Raw genomic sequence first — 25,164 nt, 5'->3', positions numbered from 1 at the left:
ACGTTTGTTTTTTCTTGCACTTTTTATTGGAGCACCTATTGCTATGTACTATCTTACCATAGAAAAAAGCGAAACATTACTCGTTTCGCTTTTCTAGTTTTGCTCTTATTTCATTTTCTTTCTGTTTAAACTCTCGGCTAACAAAAAATTCAATATGTTGCATTAAATTTGTAAATTCCCCGGGCAATAATCCACCATATTCCCCATCTAAATTTAATTGCATTCGTTTTTTTGGTGTCACTTTAATCTTTTTCGCTTGTGTGTAAATGACTAAATCATCATCGATATGATTCCCTCTTAATCCAGTCGTTGCAACTCGAAGGAATTCTGCTAAGTTCGTTTTCTTTAAAATAAGTAAATCAAAATAGCCGTCATCAATTAATGCATCAGGGGCGAGTTTTTCAAAACCGCCAACAGAGTTTGTGTTTGCAACGAGAAATAGCATAATATCGCCTTCGAACACTTTATCATCATACTCAATTTTTACAGAAGCTGGACGTAAAGATGGCAACATTTCAATTCCTTTTACATAGTAAGCTAGTTGACCGATAGCAGCTTTTAATTTAATCGGTACATCATATGTTAATTCCGTTAAATCACCACCACCAGCAATATTAATAAAATAATGCTCATTCACTTTTCCAATATCGAGTGCTTGAATATGTTCTTCTAAAATAATATCAACTGCTTTATGTATTTCACGCGGAATCATTAATGCTCTAGCAAAATCATTCGTCGTCCCCGCTGGAATAATACCTAATTTTGGACGATAATCTTGCTCCGCAATTCCATGAACAACTTCATTAATTGTTCCATCTCCGCCAGCAACGACGATCATGTCATATTTTCTCTCTACAGCAATTTTCGCTGCTTCTGTTGCGTCTCCTTCACCTGTTGTTGCGTGTGCAGATGTTTCATAACCTGCTTTTTCAAAACGCTCTAACACTGCTGGCAATTCTTTTTTAAATACTTCACGTCCTGCACTAGGGTTGTATATAATACGTGCCCGTTTCATTTGATGACCTCCTCAAATTAGAGCAAAACAATAAAAAGGAAACACGAACAAGATTCGACGATGACGTTTCACAACAACTTCGTAACATAATGTCCGTGTTTTCCTAAATATCGATAGTAATGTAATTACTGTTTATCTAATTCTTCTTTTAAAATTTTGTTAACTAATGGTGGGTTTGCTTGTCCTTTTGTTGCTTTCATCGTTTGACCGACCAAGAATCCAAGCGCTTTTCCTTTACCGTCTTTATAGTCAGCAACCGATTGTTCATTATTCGCTAATACTTCTAAAATAATGTCACGAAGTTGACCCTCATCAGAAATTTGTGCTAACCCTTTTTCTTTTACGATCACTTCAGGATCTCCACCATTTTCAATTAATTCTAGGAAAATGTCCTTTCCAATTTTTGATGAAATAGTTCCATCTTTAATTAATTGAATCATTTTAGCCAATCCTTCTGGTGTAATAGCAAGATCTTGTAATTCTTTTAAATGCTTATTCATATAAGCGGAAAGATCCCCCATCATCCAGTTAGAAGCTTGTTTTGCATCTGCACCTAATTCAACTGTTTTCTCAAAGAAATCAGCCATTTGAATCGTTGCCGTTAATACGCCGGCATCATATGCTGGTAAACCTAACTCCTCTACATAGCGTTTTTTACGAGCGTCTGGTAGTTCAGGAATTTGTTTACGAATCTCTTCCTTCCATTCATCACTAATAAATAGTGGGACAATGTCAGGATCTGGTAGGAAACGATAGTCATCAGCACTATCTTTTACACGCATTAAAATCGTCTTTTTCGTTTTTTCATCGTAACGACGTGTTTCTTGTTGAATGACGCCACCTTCTGATAAAACTTTTGCTTGACGTTTTTCTTCATATTCTAATCCAGCACGAACGAATGCGAATGAGTTTAAGTTCTTTAACTCTGTTTTTGTACCAAATTCTTTTTGTCCAACTGGTCGTAATGAAATGTTCGCATCACAACGTAATGAACCTTCTTCCATCCGTACATCCGATACTCCTGTATATTGAATAATCGATTTTAATTTTTCTAAATAAGCATATGCTTCTTCAGGTGAACGGATATCTGGTTCTGATACAATTTCAATTAATGGTGTTCCTTGGCGGTTGTAATCGACTAAAGAACCATCTAGTCCGTGTGTTAATTTACCAGCATCTTCTTCTAAATGAATACGTTCGATACCGATTTTTTTCTTTTCCCCATTCACTTCAATCTCAATCCAACCATTTTCCCCAATTGGTTGAGCGTCTTGTGAGATTTGGTATGCTGCCGGGTTATCTGGATAGAAATAGTGTTTACGGTCAAATACTGTTTCCGATGCGATATCACAATTTAATGCCATCGAAGCTTTCATTCCGAAGTTAACAGCTTCTTCGTTTAAAACTGGCAATGTCCCAGGATACCCTAAGTCCTTCGGGTTAATATTTGTGTTTGGTGCTTCTCCAAATGCGTTCGGGCTTGAGGAGAAAATTTTTGTGTTTGTTTTTAATTCTACGTGTACTTCTAATCCAACTACTGTTTCGAATTTCATGCCTCCGCACCCCCTAAGCTTGGACGCTTTTTATGATGATTTGTCGCCTGTTCATATGCATATGCAACACGATAAATCGTTTGTTCATCAAAATGCTTTCCGATAATTTGTAATCCTAAAGGTAAACCTTCTTCCGTGTAACCACTTGGAACAGAAATTGCTGGTAATCCAGCTAAGTTTACAGGTACTGTTAACATATCACTCATATACATTGTTAATGGATCCTTTACAACTGAGTCAAACTCAAATGCAGCTGTCGGAGCCGTTGGGCCGACAATAACATCATAATGTTCAAAAGCCGCTTTAAAGTCGTTTGCAATTAACGTACGTACTTTTTGTGCTTTACGGAAGTATGCTTCGTTAAAGTTATCCCGACCACTTAATATAGTTGAACCTGTTAAGATTCGACGTTTCGCCTCTTCCCCGAAACCTTCTGTACGTGATTTCTTAAACATATCGATCATATCTGTCGCTTTCTCTGAACGATGACCAAAACGAACACCGTCAAAGCGCGCTAAACTTGAAGATACCTCTGCATTTGCAATAATGTAGTAAACTGCATCCGCATACGCTAAATGTGGTAAGTTTACTTCTTCTACTGTTGCACCTAATAGTTCATACATTTTTAATGCATTTTCAACAGATTCTTTTACTTCTTCTGATACACCTTCACCTAAAAATTGCTTCGGTACTGCAATTTTTAAACCTTTTAATTCACTTGTTAAATTTTCAGCATATGCTGGAACTTGTTCTTTACTGCTTGTCATATCATTTTTATCATGACCGGCAATTACTTCTAATACTCGTGCGTTATCTTCAACTGTACGTGTCATTGGACCAATTTGATCTAATGATGGTGCCATTGCAACTGCTCCAAAGCGAGATACTAATCCGTATGTAGGCTTCATACCAACGATACCACAAAATGCCGCCGGTTGACGGATTGATCCACCAGTGTCAGTTCCTAAAGAAAACATGACTTCTCCCGCTGCAACTGCTGCTGCCGAACCACCACTTGAACCACCTGGTACATGATTTAAATTCCATGGATTACGAGTTTTCTTAAATGCAGATGACTCTGTGGATGAACCCATCGCAAATTCGTCCATGTTTAATTTCCCCATAAATAATGCATCTTCTGTAGACAATTTTTGTATGACTGTTGCATCATATAATGGGTCGAAGTTTTCTAGCATTTTACTTGCACATGTTAAGTTTAAACCGTTCATTGCAATATTATCTTTAATCCCTGCTGGAATTGCACTTAATTTTTTATCATAAGCTTTCGTTTCATCGATCTTTGCCGCTTTTTCTAAAGCTATTTCTTCTGATACTTGTAAAAATGCTTGTACATCACCGTCTACAGCTTTAATTTGATCAAGAGAAAGTTGCGCTAACTCTGTTGCACTAATTTCCTCGTTTTGTAACATTTGTTCTACTTGCTTAATCGTATAATTATGTAAACTCACGTTTTGCCCTCCTTTAGTCCATGATTGATGGAACTTTGATTTGACGTTCTTCCAATTCTGGTGCATTTTCCAATGCTTTTTCTCGATTTTCCCATACGACTGGTTCGTCTTTACGTAGAACATTCGTCGTCGCATTTCCGTTTGTCGTCGGTTTTACACCGTCTGTATTTATTTCATTAATTTTTTCCGTAAAGGTAATAATTTCTGTAATTTGTTCACTGTACATTGCCGCTTCTTCATCCGTTAATTCTAAACGTACTAAGTCAGCAGTTCTTAAAATATCTTCTTTTGTAATATTTGCCATTTTGGTTCACCTCCAAATATATAAACTCTTTATATGTGTCACGATTTTGCTCCATATTCGGCTTCGTTTTCATTTATAAAATAAAGAGTACAACACTCTTGATAATAGCAGAAACACAACTGTTTTCGCAACTATTCGCACTGTTTTTGACGTATTTTCCACGAAAAAAAGCCATTCGATCTCTTTACAAAAAATCGAATGGACTTTCTCTTTTATGAACGTTCTTTTTTTAGCAATGTAATCGTTTCATCAAATTCAGCTTCGATCGTAGTGTTTTCTTTATATGTCGCTTTACTAACGATGATTGTTATGAATAAATTTAATAAAAATCCTGGTACAATTTCATACAATGTATCTGTAAGTACTGGAGTCATGCCCCAAATTAATACTGTAATCGCACCAACAATCATCCCACTAAGTGCACCGATGTTCGTAATTTTCCTCCAATAAAGTGTAAGCAAAATGATTGGTCCAAATGAGGCTCCAAATCCCGCCCATGCGAAGGAGACGAGCTTTAAAATCGTATCTGTTTTCCCCCAAGCAAAACCTAATGCAATGAGAGATACAAATAGGACGGAGATACGCCCAAGGAGTACATATGTTTTATCTTTGGCATCACTTTTAATAATCGCTTTATATAAGTCCTCAATAAGTGCTGATGAAGTCACAATTAATTGCGAGGAAATCGTACTCATTACTGCTGCTAAAATTGCCGCCAACATAATACCTGCGATAAACGGATGGAAAATAATTTGCCCCAATTCAATAAAAATTGCTTCAGGATCTGTCAGCTTTAATTGAGGATTTTGCTGGAAATATGCAATCCCTATTAAAGCTGTACACATGGCACCGATTAAACTAAGCGCCATCCAACCAATACCAATTCGACGCGCTTCTTTCGTTTCTTTTACCGTTTTTATCGCCATAAAGCGCACAATAATATGTGGTTGCCCAAAATAACCGAGCCCCCAAGCTAATGATGAAATAACCCCTAATATTGTAGCACCTTTCCATAAACTTAATCGATTCGGATCAACCGCCTCAATAGATTGAACCGTTTCCGTAAATCCTCCCGTAAGGAAAATCCCAAATACCGGCACGAGGATCAACGCTAAAAACATAATTAACCCTTGCACGAAGTCCGTATAACTTACTGCTAAAAACCCTCCAAATAACGTATAGGAAACTACAACAATGGAGACGATAATCAATCCTGTATGGTAGGATAATCCAAATGAACTTTCAAAAAAGACGCCCCCTGCAACCATTCCTGAAGATACGTAAAATGTGAAGAATATTAAGATGATAATTCCTGAAGCAACACGAAGAATACGCGTTGAATCTTTTAACCTATTTTCTAAATAACTAGGGATTGTAATGGAGTTATTTGACACTTGTGTATACATTCTTAATCTCGGCGCAACGAAAATCCAGTTTAAATATGCACCGATTGTGAGTCCAATCGCAAGCCACGCTTCCACTAAACCAGTGGCATAAATAGCACCTGGAAGCCCCATTAGTAACCAACCAGACATATCTGCTGCCCCAGCACTTAAAGCCGTTACTGCTGGACCGAGTGATCTACCACCTAGCATATAATCCGTTAAATTACTCGTTCTTCTGAATGCATACCAACCTATTACTAACATCGCAATCATATAAAGGACAATCGCAATTAATTGAAATATATGTTCCGAAGCCATTTCATTCCTCCTTTTAAATTTTTAATTATAGTATATGTATGCACATTTTTATGAAAAAATTTATTGTACACATGATAGCATTATACGGAAAAATAAATTCATTTGAAATAATTTGCTTTTTTATTGACTTAAGGATGGGTGGATGTGACAACACACTAAACAGATGCAATAAACGGAATTTGGATGCAATGAACGCGAAAACAGATGCAATATACAAAATTCGGATGCAACAAACACGAAAACAGATGCAATAAACGAAATTCGGATGCAACAAACACGATAACAGATGCAATAAGCGAAATTCGGATGCAACAAACGCGAAAACAGATGCAATAAACGAAATTCGGATGCAACAAACACGAAAACAGATGCAATATACAAAATTCGGATGCAACAAACGCGAAAACAGATGCGATAAACGAAATTCGGATGCAACAAACGCAAAATCAGATGCAATAAACGAAATTCGGATGCAACAAATGCAAAATCAGATGCAATAAACGAAATTCGGATGCAACAAACGCAAAATCAGATGCAATAAACGAAATTCGGATGCAACAAACACAAAATCAGATGCAATAAACGAAATTCGGATGCAACAAATGCAAAATCAGATGCAATAAACGAAATTCACATGCAACCACCAACCCAAACAATCAAAACAAAAGGGAATTTAGCGACAAACTGTGCTAAATTCCCTTGTCCTATACAATAGTGCAAATTAAAACATTTCAGACGTCGTTTTACCTTGCATATGGTGAATTAAATAATCTGGCCCTCCAGCTTTGGAATCTGTTCCAGACATATTGAAGCCACCAAAAGGTTGATACCCAACAATTGCGCCAGTACAACCACGATTAAAATATAAATTTCCAACATGGAAGTCACGACGAGCTTGTTCTATATGAGCACGATTATTTGTAATAACCGCACCAGTTAATCCGTAATCCGTATTATTCGCAATCTCAATTGCTTCTGTAAAATCTTTTGCACTTGTTAAGGCAACGACTGGTCCGAAAATTTCTTCTTGCATAATTCTCGCTTCGGGATCGACATCAACAAACACCGTCGGCTCAATAAACCAACCTACCTCTGAATTTCCGCTACCTCCAGCTGCAAGTGATCCTTCACTCTTTCCTAAATCAATATAACTCATTATTTTTTTATATGCTGCTTCATCAATCACAGGACCTGTAAAATATTCATTTGTAGCCGGGTCACCTGCACGCGTTTCTTTCGCTAAGGTAACGACACGTTTCTTCACTTCTTCATACACATCTTGATGAATCACCGCACGCGAACAGGCAGAACATTTTTGCCCTGAAAAACCGAAGGCAGATTTCACGATGGAATCAGCTGCCAATTGTAAGTCTGCATCTTTATCCACAACAATTGTATCTTTTCCACCCATTTCAATAATCGTTCGCTTTAGCCATTTTTGCCCTTTATCCTCATGCACTATGCCTGCACGTTGGAAAATCCTCGTCCCAACCTCACGCGAACCTGTAAAACTAATAAAACGTGTACGCGGGTGGTCTACTAAATAATCTCCTACTTCTCCACCGGGTCCAGGAATATAATTAATCACACCTTTTGGCAACCCAGCCTCTTCCAATACTTCCATAAATTTGTATGCAATAACTGGCGTTGCACTTGCAGGCTTTAATAAAACTGTATTCCCAGTAACCATTGCAGCCGCAGTTGTTCCAGCCATGATCGCAAATAAAAAATTCCAAGGTGAAATAACAACACCGACTCCTAGAGGAATATAATGAAATTGATTATATTCAATCGGTCTACTTTCTACAGATATTCCATCTTTTAACGCCAACATTTGTCTTCCGTAATACTCTAAAAAATCAATTGCCTCCGCTGTATCCGCATCAGCTTCATTCCAAGGCTTTCCACCTTCTTTTATTAATAACGCACTAAATTCATGTTTTCTTTTCCGAATAATTGCCGCTGCTTTAAATAAAATATCCGCACGAAATTTCGGATCAGAAGAACGCCACGTTTCAAATGTTTTATCTGCCACTTGCATTGCACGTTCTGCTAATTGCTTATTTGATTTTGCGACAAATCCAACAATTTCCTCCCGATTTGCAGGGTTAACAGAAATGATTTTTTCTTCCGTCATAATACGTTCTCCATCAATAATTAATGGATACGTTTCACCTAATTGTGTTGTTACATATTCAATGGCCTCTTCCATTGCACGTCTATTCTCTTCTACTGTAAAATCTGTGAAAGGTTCATGTTTGTAAGATACTACCATAAAGAATTCCTCCTTTATTTGTGAGTAACATTACGTGAAAACTATTCCCCACATAATTTTTCTATACTATTAGTATAAACATAATGTAAAGCGCTTTCAACGGTCGTTTATATAAAAAATTCCATGCAATGTAATTCACTGCATGGAATCATCCTATTAATTAAAAATGTGTACTGTCGGCTCTTCGTCACCAGCTTGACGGAAAATCACACTTTCTACTCCATCTGCTGACGTTACTTCAAGCTCAAAATCATAATGATTTGGAAAAATTTCCTTCACTAATCCATAAGCATACTGTGTAAAACCGACAACCTCTCCTTGTCCATAAAACTCAATCGGAACATCAACTGACATACGATTTAAGTTTTTCTTCACATAAAACCCATTCCCAACAATTCCTACATAATTCGGGAAATATTCTTCTAACTTATCACTAAACTCTTTGAACTTTTGATAGTCTTCATAGTATTTATCTTTCGCTTTATTTGATGGGAACATGACATGCTCTTCGTCCAAGGTTTCCCATTTTCCAATCTTTTTATCACCCTGTTTTACCTCTGTTTTTGCTACAAAACTACCTGGTACTGGAGAAGATTGCTCCTCTTCCCTAAATAAGGCAATCATGACTGGGATATCTTCAATACCTTCCTGATCATACACTTGTTCACGAACTTCGGCTAAAACTTTTTCGGCAATTTTTTTACCTTCTTTTAACATTTCATCTTTCGAAATATCTTCATAATAGTCTGGTCCACCAACTTCTGTTTGGAACTTATATACCGATTTTAACGAAATTCCAATCGATACACCGACTAATTCAACACGATTATCTTTTCTCTCTAAAAAGTTTTGCTCTAATACATGTGAAAAGACACGTGGATTTTTTCGATGTTCTTTAATTTTATCTTCTTTTTTCTTTTTTTCTTTTACCTTTGGATTTAGAGAATCGATTAAATCATATACAGCTTCCGTGCTTAAATATTGCCCTTCTTCAAACACATATTTCTTCGGATCAAACATGTCTGTTGAATGGCGACGTAATCCCTCTTCCAACTCATTTATGTCGACACGGTTAGAAATTTGGTTTGTGATCGCCCCACGTGCTGCACTCGGTCTGTATGGCAACATTATTTTATATTGATTTTCAGATAATGAATAATTTGGAATGACAGAAATTTCTTGTTCTCCCTCATTATCTGGTTGCACAATATCTTCTTCTTTTTTACTACTACAACTAGCTAAAAATAGGAGTACACAACTTAATATAATCGCTAATCGTTTCATTGTTTACACTCCTTTTTTCATTTCATCATCTAGGCGATCTTCATCCCATACTTCAATCCCTAGTTCAACTGCTTTATCATATTTAGATCCTGCAGCTTCTCCAGCAATGACTAAATCTGTATTTTTACTCACGCTACTCGTTACTTTACCACCATTTGCTTCAATGAAATCTTTTGCGTCACGTCGGGTGAAACGTTCTAATTTCCCAGTTAAAACGACGGTTTTATTCATGAAAACTGCTTCATCTAATGTTGCTTCTGCTACATGTGCAAATGTCATGTTTAGCCCTAATTCCTTTAATGTCGAAATTAGTTGTTGTACTTCCTCCTGGGAAAAATATTGCACGATCGCATCTGCCATTTTTTCCCCAATTTCGTCCACTTCTATTAACTCCTCATATGTTGCATGTTGAATCCGATCCATCGTATGGAATGTTTCAGCCAAAATTCTCGCAGCTTTTGCACCAATATGACGAATACCTAAACCGAATAATAATTTATCTAACCCGTTCTCTTTCGACGCTTCAATAGCATCGATTAAATTAGTTGCCGATTTTTCACCCATTCTTTCCAATGGTAATAAATCTTCTTTTGTTAAGCGATATAAATCATCAATCGATGTCACTAATTGTTCATTAAAAAGTTGCTCGATTACTTTTTCTCCCAATCCATCAATGTTCATCGCATCTCTTGAAGCAAAATGAATCAGTCCTTCACGTAATTGTGCTGGACAACTAGGATTCATACAACGAAGTGCTACCTCTTCATCTAGGTGAACAAGCTCTGAATCACATGCTGGGCATGTTTCAGGCATTTCATACGGCTCCTCATCCCCCGTTCGTTCCTCTGCAATAACACGCACGACTTTGGGAATAATATCCCCTGCCTTCTTCAATATAACAGTGTCACCGATTCGAATGTCTAATGCGTCAATTTGATCTTTATTGTGAAGAGTTGCACGGCTAACCGTAGAACCATCAATAAAAACAGGCTCCAATACTGCTGTTGGTGTTACAACACCTGTACGACCAACACTTAACTCCACATCGATCATTTTTGTAACCGCTTCTGTCGCTGGAAACTTATACGCCGTTGCCCAACGAGGCGTTCTAGCTGTATACCCTAAACGTTCTTGATCTTCTAAATCATCTACCTTAATAACAATCCCATCAATTTCATAAGGTAATTCATTTCGATGTTCTGTCCAATACTCCACATACTCAATCACTTCTTCAATCGAATGACATACTTTAAACTCTTTATTTATTTTAAATCCTTCCGACTGTAAATAAGCTAATCGTTCACTATGTTTCGTAATTTCAGTTACTTCCCAGGCACCATATCCGAAAAGAAATAAATCTAAATTTCGTGAAGCAGCAATTTTCGGATCTAATTGTCGTAATGAACCAGCTGCAGCATTTCGAGGGTTCGCAAACAATGCCTCTCCCTCTTTTTCACGTGTTTCATTTAAAGCCATAAAAGAACGTTTCGGCATAAATGCTTCTCCACGCACTTCAATTGTTCGTTTTTCATCAATGGATAAAGGAACACTGCGAATCGTCCGCAAATTACTCGTAATATTTTCTCCAACCGTTCCGTCACCGCGAGTAGCACCGCGAACAAATTTACCATCTTCATACATTAGGCTAATCGCTAATCCATCAATCTTTAATTCACACACATATGTGACTTGTTCTTTTCCTAAGCCAGTCGAAACTCGTCGATGGAAATCACGTAATTCTACTGCATCAAACGAGTTACCTAAACTTAACATTGGTACTTCATGTTCCACTTTTTCGAAATTATCAAGTGGCTCTGCACCAACACGTTTTGTTGGTGAATGTTTATCCACTAAATCAGGATAGTCTGTTTCCAATTGCAAAAGCTCATGGAAAAGACGATCATACTCCGCATCCGGAACAGATGGTTCATCAAGCACATAATATTCATGCGCATATTTATTTAATTTTTCGATGATTTTATTCATCTTTTCTTTTATTTGTTGTTTTCCCATTATTTCAACACCTTTATTGTTTCTTAATCGGCGCAAATTTTGCTAAAAGTCGTTTAATTCCAGCAGGTGCTTGGAATGCGATATCCAATTCCGTATCATCCCCGCTATTAGTTACTTTTACGACCGTGCCAACTCCCCATTTCGCATGTTCTACTTTATCTCCAGCTTTCCATCCGACACTTTCTGCACCTGTTGTCGCTAATTTCTTTGCCTTTTGACGAGGTGGTTTAACTGCAGTTGTTTTAGTAGAGGATATACTACCAAACATCGACTGTTCAACACGTTCATATCCTTCCAATAAATCTGTCGGAATTTCTTGGATGAATCGGCTCACAGGGTTGTATTGTGTGCGCCCATATAGAGTACGCATTTTTGCATTCGTTAAAAACAACTGTTCCTCTGCTCGTGTAATTCCAACATATGCCAAGCGGCGTTCTTCTTCCATCTCCTCATCATCGTCTAAAGATCTACTATGTGGAAATAAATTCTCTTCCATTCCGATTAAAAAGACGACAGGGAATTCAAGTCCTTTCGCTGAATGTAATGTCATTAGCGTAATTTTCTCCATTTCTTCTACTTCATCCATATTGTCAATATCTGAAATAAGTGCCAAGTCTGTTAAAAAGTTTACTAAAGAGGCATCTTCATTTACCTTTTCAAAATCTTGTGTTACCGTTTTGAATTCTTCAATGTTTTCTATACGGCTTTTCGCTTCGATTGTATTCTCTGCACGTAACATTTCCTCATACGAAGTTACTTCTAAAACTTGATCAACCATGTCTGTCGCACCTAAAAACGCTTGTTGTTGCACTAAGTTTTCGATGTCTTGCATAAATTTATACATCGCTTGTGCTGCACGTTTTGGTACATTCGTCTGTTCAATTTCTTTTACTGCTTGAAAAAGTGAAATGTCATGTTCCAATGCATAAGCACGGAGACGCTCTACAGACGTTGCACCAATCCCACGCTTCGGCGTATTAATGACACGTTCAAAACTAATATCATCTTCTGGATTTGTAATGAGTCGTAAATAAGCAATAATATCTTTAATTTCTTTACGATCATAGAAACGTAATCCACCAATCATTTGATACGCAATATTCGCCTTCATTAACGTATCCTCCATCGCACGCGATTGAGCATTCGTTCGATATAAAATAGCAATATCTGCCGGTCGATACTTTTCATCATAAAACAAATCTTGAATTTTTTCCGTTATATACATCGCTTCATGACGTTCTGTATGTCCTTGATAATACGTAATTTTCTTTCCTTCCGCATTATTCGTCCATAAATTTTTCGGTTTGCGACTTTTATTGCGTTCAATGACTTTATTTGCAGCATCCAAAATCGATTTTGTCGAACGATAATTTTGTTCCAAAAGAATAACTTTTGCATTTGGATAATCTTTTTCAAACGATAAAATATTCGTAATATCTGCCCCACGCCAACGATAAATCGATTGGTCAGAGTCCCCAACAACACATAAGTTTTGAAATCTGCTCGCCAACTGCTTTACTAACTTATATTGTGCATGGTTCGTATCTTGATACTCGTCCACATGAATATATTGAAAACGTCTTTGGTAATAAGCGAGCACTTCTGGAACCCGTTGAAACAGATGGATAGTTTGCATAATTAAATCATCAAAATCGAGTGCTTGGTTTTTACGAAGCATTTTTTGATAAGCAATATAAATTTTCGCCACTTGTTGATCATAATAGGAAAATGCTTCTTTTTCATACATTTCTGGTGTAATAAGTTCATTTTTTGCATTACTAATGTGATGAATCATCGCTCTTGGATCATACTGCTTTGGATCGATATTTAAGTTTTTCAAAATTTGTTTCATTACTGTAAGCTGGTCACTACTATCAATAATGATAAAATTACGATCATAACCAATTCGTTCAATATCTCTACGTAAAATTCGCACACACATCGAGTGGAATGTCGATACCCACATCGACTCTCCTTCTTTCCCGACTAATTGTTCTACACGTTCTTTCATCTCTCGTGCCGCTTTATTCGTAAATGTAATTGCTAATATATTATGTGGTGCCACATCTTTTTCTTCTATTAAATAAGCAATTCGATGTGTTAACACACGCGTTTTCCCACTTCCAGCCCCTGCCATAACGAGCAATGGACCTTCTGTATGTTTTACCGCTTCTTGTTGTTCTTTATTTAATCCGTTCAATAATTGTAAAACTGACACACATATTCACCTCTTTTATCTATTTTTCACCGCTGCTACAGTTTTTAATGCATCTTTGAAATGTGTATAAATACTATTGCCTACAACGATCACATCTGCATGTTCCTTCATTTCCTTCGCTTGTTCTTTCGTCGTAATCCCACCACCATAAAATAATGTCGTCTCATTCAATTCTCTACTTACTTTTTCAATAAGTGATGGATTTCCATACGTTCCACTATATTCTACATAGAAGATTGGTAGATGATACATATGTTCGGCCATATATGCATAACTAATAACGTCCTCTTCCGTTGGCATAGAACAGTTCGTTTTTTTGTATGCTTTCGCTTCTTCGTTCATAATGCAATACCCTTCCATTCGAACTTCATCCCAATTCATCAATTCACGATAATCTTTCACTGCTTCATGATGCATATCTACTACCCATTTTTTCTCCGTACTATTTAATACCATTGGAATAAAGTAAAAGTCAAATCCCGGTGTAATGGCGTCCATTTCTGACACTTCTAATATGCACGGCAATGCGTATTGACGTACCCTATAAAGTAAATCTAACACATTATCTAATGTAATATTATCTGTTCCTCCGATAATGATTGCATCTGTGCCTGATTCACATAATTGTTCTAATTGTTCATCTGTAATTTCTTTTGCTGGATCTAGTTTAAAAACATGTTCCCATTTTTCAATTTCATAATTCAATGTTTTTTCCTCCAACCGTCATTTATCCATTGATTTATTATAACAAATAAAGAACGATGAATTTAGTAAAATGGATGTTTTTTTATAAAATTGAACTACTACCATCATTTTGTCGTCAAATTCTCCTAATGTGTAAAGATTTTAACAAATATCCCTTTCGTATATCTCTATTGAAATTTCGCATGTATCATTTTCAAACTCAACCTTACAGTTATGCGATTTATTCTTTTAAAAAATAACTAGACAAATACTTATGCGTGCTCATTGGTTCGAGTAAATGCTTCGTTTAGTACAAGGTTGCATCTGTTTCGTGCTGGATCGCTTCTGTTTCGCGTAGAGTTGCATCTGTTTAACGCAGGGTTGCATCCGTTTCGTGCTGGATCGAATCTGTTTCGCGCAGGGTTGCATCTGTTCGGTGCATGATCGCATCTGTTTCGCGCAGGGTTGCATCTGTTCGGTGCTGGATCGCTTCTGTTTCGCGCAGGGTTGCATCTGTTTCGCGCAGGGTTGCATCTGTTTCGCGCAGGGTTGCATCTGTTCGGTGCTGGATCGCATCTGTTCGGTGCAGGATCGAATCTGTTTCGCGCAGGGTTGCATCTGTTTCGTGCTGGATCGAATCTGTTTAACGCAGAGTTGCATCCGTTTCGTGCTGGATCGAATCTGTTTCGCGTAGAGTTGCATCTGTTTCGTGCAGGATCGCATCTGTTTAACGCAGGGTTGCATCCGTTTCGTGCTGGATCGAATCTGTTTCGCGCAGGGTTGCATCTGTTCGGTGCATGATCGCATCTGTTTCGCGCAGGGTTGCATCTGTTCGGTGCTGGATCGCTTCTGTTTCGCGCAGGGTTGCATCTGTTCGGTGCAGGATCGCTTCTGTTTCGCGTAGGGTTGCATCTGTTTCGTGCTGGATCGAATCTGTTTAACGCAGAGTTGCATCTGTTTCGTGCTGGATCGCTTCTGTTTCGCGTAGGGTTGCATCCGTTTCGTGCTGGATCGCATCTGTTTCGCGCAGGGTTGCATCTGTTCGGTGCTGGATCGAATCTGTTTCGCGTAGAGTTGCATCTGTTCGGTGCTGGATCGCATCTGTTTCGCGCAGGGTTGCATCTGTTCGGTGCAGGATCGCATCTGTTTCGCGCAGGGTTGCATCTGTTCGGTGCAGGATCGAATCTGTTTAACGCAAGATTGCATCTGTTCGGTGCAGGATCGCTTCTGATTAACGCAGAGTTGTATCTATTCAGTGAATGATTGCATCTGTTTAGCATTTGGTCGTTTAGCTCCAACACAATTAATCTTCGGCATACATATACTTCTTAACATAAAAAAAAGCACTCTTTCATAATAAAATTACGAAGTTGCTTTTTAATTTCTATTATTTACAACAAAACAATAGTTATAAACAAAAAGATTGGAACAGAAATAAAACGCCTCATAACTATCGTTTACTTGTCCCAACCTTTAACATATTATTTCATTTTAGATAACACTTGTTCATATCCACCACTGCCATATTCTAGACATCTTCTTACACGAGAAATGGTTGCAGTCGAAGCCTTTGTTTCTTGCTCAATTGCGTTATACGTACTACCATCGTGAAGCATTTTTGCGACTTGTAATCGTTGTGCTAATGATTGGATTTCATTAATTGTTGCAACATCATCAAAGAAGCGATAACAATCTTCCTTTGATTCCAATGTTAATATAGCTTCAAACAATTGATCTAACTGTTTTCCTCTTAATTTATCAATTTGCATATAGTCGCCTCCTATTTTCCATCATTACTATAATGGACTTGTTCCTTTACACCTTTTTCAGGTTCTGTTTGTACGACATTTACCCAAGTTTTCCCTGTCACAAAAGGAACAACTTCCCCATCGATCATCGGCACGATATTGCCATCTTGATTTTTCCATTCTACTTCTTGAACTTTTCCACGTTGGAATAAATAGCCTTTCCCACCTGAATGAAGATTAATGGAACGACGTAATTCTTTATCAATCACTTCATGCTCTGCTTCAACGACGAGCAAGTTATCAATTTCAATCGGGATTTCCGATTCTAATTCATCTGTAATTTCCCCATCATTATAACGTGAATATTTCTCTGTCTTTTCATCATACGTGTATTCTACAATCGGGTCAGACTTATAGTAAGAAATTTTCACATAATTTGCTTCTTCTCCTTCGATTTCTGTATCATCATCCAAAAATGATAAAGGCTTATGTGTGACATCCATGTCCACTTCTTCTTTTTTCAGAAAAGCTGGAAGTTCCGAAAATTTCATATACAAATTATGAGGTGACTTTCTAAATGTCTCTCTTAAAAAAGGTGCCCCATCTGCTGCATATTGATCTGCCTCAATATGTTCTATCCCTTTTTCATCTATTAAGTCATTTACAAAATTTGCAGCTCCAGAATAAATATAAACAGCATCCATATCGTTTGCAAGATCAACAAAATATTCTCTTGCACTTCGAATTGGACCGACGACCTCTGGTTTGTCACTATGGTAAATCGCCATGAATCGTGTAATATTTCCTTCTGTTAACATCTCATACACGATATCTGCTTTCGTTAAACCAGATTGTGGCCGTGCTTGTACCTGATTACTTACCATTACCGCAACGGCACGGTGGTTTACATCTTCATTCGTTTCTAATCCAGTAAATGGATACACATGAACTTCTTCTGTTTCGTTAATCACTTCTTCATTGTTTTTTGAACATGCTATCATGACAAGCATAACGATGCATAGCACTATACTAATTTTGACTTTTCTCATATTTCCTCCTAAAACAAACGGTACTTAACGCATATTAGCTGGAACTATTATATCACGTTTTATGACATCGATTATCCCTTCTGGTGTAATTCTAATATATGGCAAATGTGTCGATGATAAAAAGAATAATGTAAATACTGGATCATCATATGGAAAACCCGCTTCTTGCAACAATTTAGTAAGTGTTTTATCTGCTTGAATAACTTTTTCCATCTTTTCTACAGACATTACTCCTTCTATTGTTAACGGCAATTCAAAAATAATTTCTCCATCATGTGCCAGTACAATTCCACCACCGATTTCTTGCATCCGATCAAACGCTAATTTCATGTCAATTTTTTTCTTTCCAATTAACAAAATATCATTTGTCGTAGAGTATGAACTACATAAACCACCTAGCTTTTCAGTAAATCCATGTATGACAGAATTTACGCGCCATTTTCCATGACGATCTAATAACACTAAAAATGCATCTGCCGTATTTGTCGGTAACTGAGCACCTGTAATATCAATACCAACCGCATATGGATTCGTAATCACATTATTTATTAATTTTAATCCAACTGGAATAGAAAATTGTAAATCTTCTTCCGTTAGTTCCATTTTTAAAAAAGGCTTATCTGTTTCATATTGCTCCCATGGAATTTGTGTCGCTTGTTCGACTTCTTTTCCATCTTTTACAAGCCATGTACCTTTTGCCAAAACAGATAATGGAGTCGGATCTGTTTCTTCGTATAAAATATTTATATGTGCTAATCGCCCAGGTGTAATACTGCCAAACGTTTCGTCCATTCGATAATATTTTGCAATATTGAAAGATGCCATTTTGTATGCATCTATAATTGGTATACCTTGCTTTAATGCAATATCAATACATATGTTCATCATACCATATTCCGTATAACTTGGTGTTGAACCATCTGTCGTAAAAAACAATGCATCGAAGTTTTTCAATCCTTTTTCCAATAACTGTTGCAAAATATTTTCTAAATCAGGTCGGATAGAAGAGTGACGTAATGCTGCATGATATCCAAGTTGAAGTCGTTTCAGTACATCTTCCCCATTCATGGACTCATGGTCACCGTTAACACCAAGTAATTGTAACTTTGTTAATGTTTTTTCGGAAGCACCTGGAAAATGTCCTTCCACCCGTTTATGTATTCTTTTTGCCTCTTGAATCCAGTATAATAAACGGTCATCTCCATCGATTAATCTTGGCCATGACGTTAATTCTCCACCTTGAACAATCGCTGGGTGTGATAACCAAGACAATATATCATTCGTATTAAATATCGCTTCTTCATTACGCAACATAGATTGTGAATCAAAGCGAGCCCACCAAAGCATCGATACAGGAATTTTTTGAAAATTTTCTATTATCGAAAACGCTTTCTTTTTATCGTATAAAGTCAATAGACGTAAGTTGTCGTTGATCAATGTCGTCGTTCCAAATTCCCCTACATGTTGTACGAGGCTTTCAGGATTAAAAAGCTGATATGGATGCGCATGTGGTTCAATATAGCCTGGCACCAAATATTGTCCTGTACAATTGACAATTTCCGTATCGTCTAATAATTTCGGCATCTCATCTCCGACATAAACGATTCGTTCATGATAAATCCATATATTTGCTGTTACCCATTCATCAGTAAACACATTTAAATATGTGCCATTTTTCAACACGATTGTCGGGGCAACTTTTCCGTCAATAATTGCTACATGCTTTCGTAAATCTTTATTTCTCCAAAACTGTCCTTGTTCTAACATACGCAACGCTCCTATTTAACAAAATAAGATACTTCTATTTTAGCATACATCCACCATCTTTATTAAATGAATATGTATTTTGCAATTTTATAAAAATAAGTACTATATAAAATAAACCGCACAAAATTTATTCATTCTTGACACGTTATCCATAGAAAAACAGCAAGCACCATGATCGGCACTTGCTGTCCACCTTACATTCGCTTTTTATTACTTTTGTACACCGATATCTGTACGGAAAAAGAAGTTGTCTGACCCATCGAATACTTTTAAACTTTCATAAGCATGTTTTCTCGCATCTTCTAAGTCCATTCCAACTCCACCGACTAATAGGACACGTCCACCATTTGAAACAAGTCCTTCTTCTGTACGCTTCGTCCCAGCTTGAACGATAAACGTATCATCCACATCAGGAAATGTAGGTAATTTCATCCCTTTATCGTATGCATTCGGATACCCTTTCGATGCTACGACTACCCCGACACATGCTTCATCTTTCCATGTTAATTGAGGGTCTTTTCCGTCCATCACATCGATGATAACTTGTACTAAATCATTTTCTAATAGAGGTAATACAACTTGTGTTTCTGGATCGCCGAAACGAGTGTTAAACTCAATGACTTTCGTTCCTTCTGCCGTCTGCATTAATCCAGCATATAAAATTCCAGTAAATGGTCTACCCTCTTTCATTAAACCATCTGCTGCTTTTTGTAATACGTTTTCTGTCGTATATTGTACGATTTCCTCTGTTACATCCGGAACTGGTGCAAACACACCCATTCCACCTGTGTTTGGCCCTTCATCATTATCATATGCACGTTTATGGTCACGGGCTGCAATCATTGGAAATACATTATTTTCATGGACGAAGGCAATTAATGAAAATTCACGGCCTTCTAAAAACTCCTCAATTACAACTTTTTTTCCTGCTCCACTGAATGCATCATCGATCATTAATTTATCAATCGCATCTAAAGCCATTTTATCAGTTGTTGCAACAATGACACCTTTACCTTCTGCAAGACCGTCCGCTTTAATTACGATTGGTGCACCTTTTTCTTCGACATATTTACGTGCACTTTCCGCATCAGTAAAAGTTTCATATGCTGCTGTAGGAATTCCATAATTCATCATAAATTGTTTAGCAAAATCTTTACTTCCTTCTAAAACTGCCGCTTCTTTTATCGGAGCAAAAATACGCAATCCCGCTTCTTTAAACGCATTTGCAATTCCATAATTTAACGGGTTTTCCGGACCAACGACTGTTAAATCAATATCGTTTTCTTTTGCAAAATCTACAAGACGATCAATATCCATTTCATCGATAGGTACACATGTTGCATGTTGTTCAATACCAGCATTTCCAGGCGCTGCATATATTTCTGTTACGAGCTCACTTTTTTCTAAATGCATAATGACACTATGCTCACGGCCACCACGACCGACAACTAAAATTTTCATGAATGTATCCATCCTTTTATTTTCTTCGTATTAATGTTTAAAATGACGCATCTTTGTGAAGACCATTGCAATCCCATATTTATTACAAACATCGATGGAATCTTGGTCACGTTTGGATCCACCAGGTTGAATAATTGCCGTAATTCCAGCCTGTGCCGCCGCTTCTACCGTATCTGGCATCGGGAAAAATGCATCAGATGCTAAAACGGCTCCTTTTGCTTTTTCACCAGCTTGCTCTAAAGCAATTTTAGCTGCACCGACACGGTTCATTTGACCTGCACCTACACCGACTGTTTGTTTTTCTTTTCCTAATAAAATAGCATTCGATTTTACGTGTTTCACTGCTTTCCAACTAAATAATAAATCTTCTATTTCTGTTTCAGATGGTGCTCGCTCTGTCACAACTTCTAAATCCGATTCAGTCACTTTTCCTGTATCATTCGTTTGTACGAGTAAACCACCTTTTACAGATACTAACTTTTCATACACTGCAACATCTTCATCCATCGGAATTTCTAATAAACGAATGTTTTGTTTCTTCGTTAAAATGTCTAAAGCCTCTTTCGTAAAGGATGGTGCCATCACAATTTCTAAGAAGATTTCGGACATTTTTTCTGCTGTCGCTTCATCTACTTCACGATTTACTGCAATAATGCCACCAAAAATAGAAATAGGATCTGCATCAAATGCACGTTGGAATGCGCCTGCTAAATGATCATCTAACCCGATCCCACATGGGTTCATATGTTTCACCGCTACTGCTGTCGGTTCCTCATATTCTAGTACAATTTCTAATGCTGCATTTGCATCTTGAATATTATTGTAAGATAACTCTTTTCCATGTAATTGTTTTGCAGTTGCTAAACTAATTCCTTTATAATTCGGTATTTCATAAAACGTCGCTTCTTGGTGAGGGTTTTCTCCGTATCGTAAGCTTTGAACACGTTCGAACGTTCTTGAATATGTATCTGTAAACAAGTCATTCGTTTCTGACGTAAAATATTGCGCAATCATACTGTCATAATGTGCAGTATGTCGGAATACCTTTGCTGCTAACGTTCGACGTACTTCCACTGATAAGCCGTCTTCTGCTAAGTATTCTAATACTTTATCATAGTCAGTAGGATCAACAATAACTGTTACATCTTCATAATTTTTAGCAGATGCACGTAACATTGCAGGTCCACCAATATCAATATTCTCAATAATTTCGTCATGAGAAACACCGTCTTTTGCTAATGTTTCTTTAAACGGATATAAATTAACTACGACAATATCGATCGGTGTAATTTCGTTTTCCTCTAAAGCTTTCACATGTGCCTCATTACTACGCTTCGCTAAAAGTCCCCCATGCACTTTCGGATGCAGCGTTTTAACACGACCATCTAAAATCTCTGGAAAACCTGTCACATTATCTACTGCAATGGCACTAATACCTGCTTCTTGTAATAAACGTAATGTTCCACCTGTAGAAATAATTTCATATCCTAAACGTTCTAATCCTTGTGCAAAAGGCACTAAATTTTCTTTATCCGATACACTTAGTAATGCTCTTTTTTTCATTTGAAAATTACTCCTCACGTTCTCATAATTTTAGTTTGATTGTTTTGTAATTTCTGATAGAACACGTGTATATAAAACATGTTCTACTTGTTGAATGCGTTGTAACAGAGATTCTTCTGTGTCATGTGGAAAAACTGTTACAGGTTCTTGTGCAATAATAGGACCTGTATCCATTCCCTCATCGACATAATGAATCGTCACACCCGATACTTTCACTCCAGCTTCTAATGCCTGTCCTACCGCATTCAAGCCTGGGAATGAAGGTAATAAAGACGGGTGTATGTTAATAATTTTATGTTCAAATGCTTCTAGTAACGTCGAACCGATTAAACGCATATATCCTGCTAAGGCAATCCAGTCGACTTTTGCACGTGTTAATTTCTCAATAATTTCTTGTTCATATGCTTCTTTGGATGGGAATGTAGCTGGATCTAATACAACCGTCTCAATTCCAAAACTAGCAGCTTTTCCAATGACATGTGCTTTCGGTTTGTCACAAATTAACATGACAACATCAAAATCTCGATCATTACTATGCATCATCGCTTCAAAATTTGACCCTGTCCCAGATGCAAAGACAGCTAATCGTTGACGTCTTGAAAAACTCATGTAAAATGTACCCCTTCCTTATCGACTACTTTTCCAATAATCGCAGCATTTTCTCCTAAATCTTTTAATGTTGCCACAACGGTTTCGGCATTAACTTCATCTACTACTAAAGCCATTCCGATCCCCATATTGAATACACCATACATATCTTCATCCGAAACATTTCCTTTTTCTTGAAGAAACGGGAATATTTCCGGAATTTCCCAAGAGCCTTTTTCTAAAGATACCCCTAGTCCTTCTGGTAAAATACGTGGGAAGTTCTCATAAAAACCTCCACCCGTAATATGTGCGATTCCTTTAATGTCTACTTTCTCTATTAATGTAGCAATCTGTTTTGCATATATTTTTGTCGGACGTAAAACAGCTTCCCCTAATGTTTCTGATAATCCATCATACTGTTTCGATACATCTAAATCTTTAATAAGTTGACGAACTAAGGAGTAACCGTTTGAATGGATCCCGCTAGAACCAATACTTACTATGACATCTCCATTTTTAATAGATTCACCTGTAATTAATTTTGATTTCTCTGCAATTCCTACTGCAAATCCAGCTAAATCATACTCGTCGACTTTATACATGCCAGGCATTTCTGCTGTTTCGCCACCAATTAAAGCTGCCCCAGATTGTACACAACCTTCACTTACTCCAGCGACAATTTGTTCGATGACTGCTGGTTCGTTTTGACCGCAACCGATATAGTCTAAGAAAAATAATGGCTGTGCTCCTTGTGCAACGATATCATTCACGCACATTGCCACTAGGTCAATACCGATTGTGTCATGTTTGTCCATTTCAAATGCTAGCATTAATTTCGTTCCAACACCATCTGTCCCTGAAACTAATACAGGCTCTTCATAGTTAAATTTCGTTAATTCAAATAATCCGGCAAACGCACCGATTCCGCCAATTACTTCTGGACGTGTCGTTTTGGCGATATGCTTTTTCATACGCTCTACCGCTTCATAGCCCTTTTCTACATCCACACCAGCTTTTTTATACATATTTGACATTTTATTCGCTCCTAGTTAAAGTTTTGCACCGATTAATCCACTCGATATTTTCGGTAAAATTCTTTGCGATGATCATTTTCGATAATTGGATAATTTCCTGTAAAACAAGCTGCACAAACACCTTGATTAATCGTCTTATCCTTCACAATGGCACGTTCTGTACCTTCAATCGATAAAAACTCTACCGAATCTGCTTCAATAATATTTTTTATTTCATCATTCGAATAATTCGCTGCAATCAGTTCTTTTCTCGTCGACATATCAATTCCGTAATAACAAGGATTTTCAATTCTTGGTGATGAAATGCGAACATGAACCTCTTTTGCTCCCGCTTCTTTTAATAAGCGAACAATTCGGCGTACTGTCGTCCCGCGAACAATGGAGTCATCAATCATGACGACAGATTTCCCTTCCACAACACCTTTTACTGGAGATAGTTTCATCTTTACCCCTTGTTCTCGTAATTCTTGGGACGGCTGTATAAACGTACGGTTAATATACCGATTTTTTAATACACCCATTTCATACGGTAAACCACACTGCTCCGCATACCCAATAGCCGCCGAAATACTTGAATCTGGTACACCTGTGACAACATCCGCATTAGGTACTGGATGTTCCTTTGCAAGTTCAATTCCCATTCGTTTACGTGCGGAATGTACGTTTACTAAGTTTAAATCACTATCCGGTCGTGAAAAATACACATATTCCATCGCACATAATTTTCTAGGTTCACGCAAGGAAAAGCGAGTAGATTTTACCCCTTCATCACTAATCGTAAGCATTTCACCTGGTAAAATTTCTCTTTCAAAAGTCGCTCCGACAATATTAAATGCACATGTTTCAGATGCGACGACATAGGCATCTCCTAATCGTCCAAGTGATAATGGACGAATCCCATGTGGATCAAGTGCTACAAACATTTTATCTTCTGTTAAAATAATGAACGCATACGCTCCAACTAACTCACCTAGCGCTGCAATAATTGCTTCTTCTGTCGTCGTATCCCCATTATTTTTTTTCATTAAATGTGCTAATACTTCTGTATCTGATGTCGTTTGAAAAATACTTCCACCCGACTCTAAAGAACTACGAATTTTTTCGGCATTCATAATTTTCCCGTTATGCGCTATTGCTGTGCTTCCTTTTAAAGAACGAAAAACGAGTGGTTGCACATTTTCAAATACCCCATCATCTTGTGTCGCATTACGAATATGTCCAATCGCCGCATGCCCTTCAAAATCGGGAAAATTCACTCGCTTAAACACATCGTTTACTAAACCGACATCTTTATGCAATTTTAAACGTTCTCCATTTGACACGACCATGCCAGCACCGTCTTGTCCGCGATGCTGCATAGCGTGTAATCCATAATACGTAATCTCAGCTGCTTTCGGATGACCCCAAATACCAAACATGCCATTCATTCCTCATTC

General features: G+C 37.4%; 21 protein-coding genes. 3 read left to right on the top strand and 18 right to left on the bottom strand.

Annotated elements, in window-relative coordinates; all coding sequences use genetic code 11:
* Positions 1-76 precede the first annotated feature (76 nt).
* From SPD45_RS12410 to SPD45_RS12365, 10 genes are all read right to left on the bottom strand, one after another.
* Positions 77-1,015 (bottom strand): diacylglycerol kinase, encoded by a 939-nt coding sequence (locus SPD45_RS12410; RefSeq protein ID WP_336268090.1) that lies wholly within the window; start codon positions 1,013-1,015, stop codon positions 77-79.
* 125 nt (positions 1,016-1,140) lie between these two features.
* On the bottom strand, positions 1,141-2,568 hold the full coding sequence (gatB, locus tag SPD45_RS12405) for an Asp-tRNA(Asn)/Glu-tRNA(Gln) amidotransferase subunit GatB (protein WP_336268089.1): 1,428 nt from the start codon (positions 2,566-2,568) through the stop codon (positions 1,141-1,143).
* Positions 2,565-4,037 carry an Asp-tRNA(Asn)/Glu-tRNA(Gln) amidotransferase subunit GatA gene (gatA, locus tag SPD45_RS12400; RefSeq protein ID WP_336268088.1) on the bottom strand — a complete coding sequence of 491 codons (1,473 nt, stop codon included), beginning with the start codon at positions 4,035-4,037 and terminating at the stop codon, positions 2,565-2,567. The genes gatB and gatA overlap by 4 nt, the downstream gene beginning before the upstream one ends.
* A 13-nt stretch (positions 4,038-4,050) precedes the next feature.
* A complete protein-coding gene (gatC, locus tag SPD45_RS12395; RefSeq protein ID WP_336268087.1) occupies positions 4,051-4,341 on the bottom strand; it encodes an Asp-tRNA(Asn)/Glu-tRNA(Gln) amidotransferase subunit GatC in 291 nt (96 codons plus the stop codon).
* A gap of 212 nt (positions 4,342-4,553) precedes the next feature.
* Positions 4,554-6,044, bottom strand: coding sequence for a sodium/proline symporter PutP (putP, locus tag SPD45_RS12390; RefSeq protein WP_336268086.1), 1,491 nt, complete (start codon positions 6,042-6,044; stop codon positions 4,554-4,556).
* Positions 6,045-6,765: 721 nt separating this feature from the next.
* Positions 6,766-8,319 (bottom strand): L-glutamate gamma-semialdehyde dehydrogenase, encoded by a 1,554-nt coding sequence (gene pruA, locus SPD45_RS12385; protein WP_336268085.1) that lies wholly within the window; start codon positions 8,317-8,319, stop codon positions 6,766-6,768.
* A gap of 156 nt (positions 8,320-8,475) precedes the next feature.
* A complete protein-coding gene (locus tag SPD45_RS12380; protein WP_336268084.1) occupies positions 8,476-9,603 on the bottom strand; it encodes a CamS family sex pheromone protein in 1,128 nt (375 codons plus the stop codon).
* 3 nt (positions 9,604-9,606) lie between these two features.
* Entirely contained in the window at positions 9,607-11,616 is a 2,010-nt protein-coding gene (gene ligA, locus SPD45_RS12375; RefSeq protein WP_336268083.1) for an NAD-dependent DNA ligase LigA, read from the bottom strand.
* Between the two features lie 13 nt (positions 11,617-11,629).
* Positions 11,630-13,840 carry a DNA helicase PcrA gene (pcrA, locus tag SPD45_RS12370; RefSeq protein ID WP_336268118.1) on the bottom strand — a complete coding sequence of 737 codons (2,211 nt, stop codon included), beginning with the start codon at positions 13,838-13,840 and terminating at the stop codon, positions 11,630-11,632.
* A gap of 9 nt (positions 13,841-13,849) precedes the next feature.
* On the bottom strand, positions 13,850-14,539 hold the full coding sequence (locus SPD45_RS12365; protein ID WP_336268082.1) for a heptaprenylglyceryl phosphate synthase: 690 nt from the start codon (positions 14,537-14,539) through the stop codon (positions 13,850-13,852).
* 264 nt (positions 14,540-14,803) lie between these two features.
* Between SPD45_RS12365 and SPD45_RS12360 the strand changes: the two genes are divergently transcribed.
* The 3 genes from SPD45_RS12360 to SPD45_RS12350 are packed head-to-tail and all read left to right on the top strand — an operon-like array spanning position 14,804 to position 15,781.
* Positions 14,804-14,962: a hypothetical protein gene (locus SPD45_RS12360; protein WP_336268081.1), complete on the top strand. Its 159-nt coding sequence runs from the start codon at positions 14,804-14,806 to the stop codon at positions 14,960-14,962.
* Positions 14,963-14,983: 21 nt separating this feature from the next.
* Entirely contained in the window at positions 14,984-15,319 is a 336-nt protein-coding gene (locus SPD45_RS12355; RefSeq protein ID WP_336268080.1) for a hypothetical protein, read from the top strand.
* Positions 15,320-15,340: 21 nt separating this feature from the next.
* On the top strand, positions 15,341-15,781 hold the full coding sequence (locus tag SPD45_RS12350) for a hypothetical protein (protein ID WP_336268079.1): 441 nt from the start codon (positions 15,341-15,343) through the stop codon (positions 15,779-15,781).
* A 218-nt stretch (positions 15,782-15,999) separates the two neighbouring features.
* Here the strand turns inward: SPD45_RS12350 and SPD45_RS12345 are convergent, their stop codons facing one another.
* The 8 genes from SPD45_RS12345 to purF all read right to left on the bottom strand — a co-directional run bounded on the left by SPD45_RS12345 (position 16,000) and on the right by purF (position 25,155).
* Complete coding sequence (locus SPD45_RS12345; RefSeq protein WP_336268078.1) at positions 16,000-16,287, bottom strand: YerC/YecD family TrpR-related protein; 288 nt, start codon at positions 16,285-16,287, stop codon at positions 16,000-16,002.
* Between the two features lie 11 nt (positions 16,288-16,298).
* Positions 16,299-17,315 carry a DUF3048 domain-containing protein gene (locus SPD45_RS12340; RefSeq protein ID WP_336268077.1) on the bottom strand — a complete coding sequence of 339 codons (1,017 nt, stop codon included), beginning with the start codon at positions 17,313-17,315 and terminating at the stop codon, positions 16,299-16,301.
* A gap of 24 nt (positions 17,316-17,339) precedes the next feature.
* Complete coding sequence (locus SPD45_RS12335; RefSeq protein WP_336268076.1) at positions 17,340-19,082, bottom strand: adenine deaminase C-terminal domain-containing protein; 1,743 nt, start codon at positions 19,080-19,082, stop codon at positions 17,340-17,342.
* Positions 19,083-19,292: 210 nt separating this feature from the next.
* On the bottom strand, positions 19,293-20,543 hold the full coding sequence (purD, locus tag SPD45_RS12330; protein ID WP_336268075.1) for a phosphoribosylamine--glycine ligase: 1,251 nt from the start codon (positions 20,541-20,543) through the stop codon (positions 19,293-19,295).
* A gap of 30 nt (positions 20,544-20,573) precedes the next feature.
* Positions 20,574-22,106, bottom strand: a complete 1,533-nt coding sequence (purH, locus tag SPD45_RS12325; protein ID WP_336268074.1) for a bifunctional phosphoribosylaminoimidazolecarboxamide formyltransferase/IMP cyclohydrolase — start codon at positions 22,104-22,106, stop codon at positions 20,574-20,576.
* Between the two features lie 30 nt (positions 22,107-22,136).
* On the bottom strand, positions 22,137-22,715 hold the full coding sequence (purN, locus tag SPD45_RS12320; RefSeq protein ID WP_336268073.1) for a phosphoribosylglycinamide formyltransferase: 579 nt from the start codon (positions 22,713-22,715) through the stop codon (positions 22,137-22,139).
* Positions 22,712-23,728 (bottom strand): phosphoribosylformylglycinamidine cyclo-ligase, encoded by a 1,017-nt coding sequence (gene purM, locus SPD45_RS12315; RefSeq protein ID WP_336268072.1) that lies wholly within the window; start codon positions 23,726-23,728, stop codon positions 22,712-22,714. The genes purN and purM overlap by 4 nt, the downstream gene beginning before the upstream one ends.
* Positions 23,729-23,760: 32 nt before the next feature.
* Entirely contained in the window at positions 23,761-25,155 is a 1,395-nt protein-coding gene (gene purF / locus SPD45_RS12310; protein WP_442962030.1) for an amidophosphoribosyltransferase, read from the bottom strand.
* Positions 25,156-25,164 lie beyond the last annotated feature (9 nt).

The organism is Pseudogracilibacillus sp. SO10305, assembly GCF_037072005.1.
GTDB classification, from domain to species: Bacteria; Bacillota; Bacilli; order Bacillales; family Amphibacillaceae; genus Pseudogracilibacillus; species Pseudogracilibacillus intestinigallinarum.
Note: the sequence above shows the minus strand (reverse complement) of the source record. Positions and strands in the feature narration are given on the sequence as shown.

What these genes read in the sequence shown, in the direction of transcription:
- SPD45_RS12410 (WP_336268090.1), bottom strand. Translation starts at nt 1,015, where the DNA reads ATGAAACGGGCACGTATTATATACAACCCTAGTGCAGGACGTGAAGTA.
- gatB (WP_336268089.1), bottom strand. Translation starts at nt 2,568, where the DNA reads ATGAAATTCGAAACAGTAGTTGGATTAGAAGTACACGTAGAATTAAAA.
- gatC (WP_336268087.1), bottom strand. Translation starts at nt 4,341, where the DNA reads ATGGCAAATATTACAAAAGAAGATATTTTAAGAACTGCTGACTTAGTA.
- putP (WP_336268086.1), bottom strand. Translation starts at nt 6,044, where the DNA reads ATGGCTTCGGAACATATATTTCAATTAATTGCGATTGTCCTTTATATG.
- pruA (WP_336268085.1), bottom strand. Translation starts at nt 8,319, where the DNA reads ATGGTAGTATCTTACAAACATGAACCTTTCACAGATTTTACAGTAGAA.
- SPD45_RS12380 (WP_336268084.1), bottom strand. Translation starts at nt 9,603, where the DNA reads ATGAAACGATTAGCGATTATATTAAGTTGTGTACTCCTATTTTTAGCT.
- ligA (WP_336268083.1), bottom strand. Translation starts at nt 11,616, where the DNA reads ATGGGAAAACAACAAATAAAAGAAAAGATGAATAAAATCATCGAAAAA.
- SPD45_RS12345 (WP_336268078.1), bottom strand. Translation starts at nt 16,287, where the DNA reads ATGCAAATTGATAAATTAAGAGGAAAACAGTTAGATCAATTGTTTGAA.
- SPD45_RS12340 (WP_336268077.1), bottom strand. Translation starts at nt 17,315, where the DNA reads ATGAGAAAAGTCAAAATTAGTATAGTGCTATGCATCGTTATGCTTGTC.
- SPD45_RS12335 (WP_336268076.1), bottom strand. Translation starts at nt 19,082, where the DNA reads ATGTTAGAACAAGGACAGTTTTGGAGAAATAAAGATTTACGAAAGCAT.
- purD (WP_336268075.1), bottom strand. Translation starts at nt 20,543, where the DNA reads ATGAAAATTTTAGTTGTCGGTCGTGGTGGCCGTGAGCATAGTGTCATT.
- purH (WP_336268074.1), bottom strand. Translation starts at nt 22,106, where the DNA reads ATGAAAAAAAGAGCATTACTAAGTGTATCGGATAAAGAAAATTTAGTG.
- purN (WP_336268073.1), bottom strand. Translation starts at nt 22,715, where the DNA reads ATGAGTTTTTCAAGACGTCAACGATTAGCTGTCTTTGCATCTGGGACA.
- purM (WP_336268072.1), bottom strand. Translation starts at nt 23,728, where the DNA reads ATGTCAAATATGTATAAAAAAGCTGGTGTGGATGTAGAAAAGGGCTAT.
- purF (WP_442962030.1), bottom strand. Translation starts at nt 25,155, where the DNA reads ATGAATGGCATGTTTGGTATTTGGGGTCATCCGAAAGCAGCTGAGATT.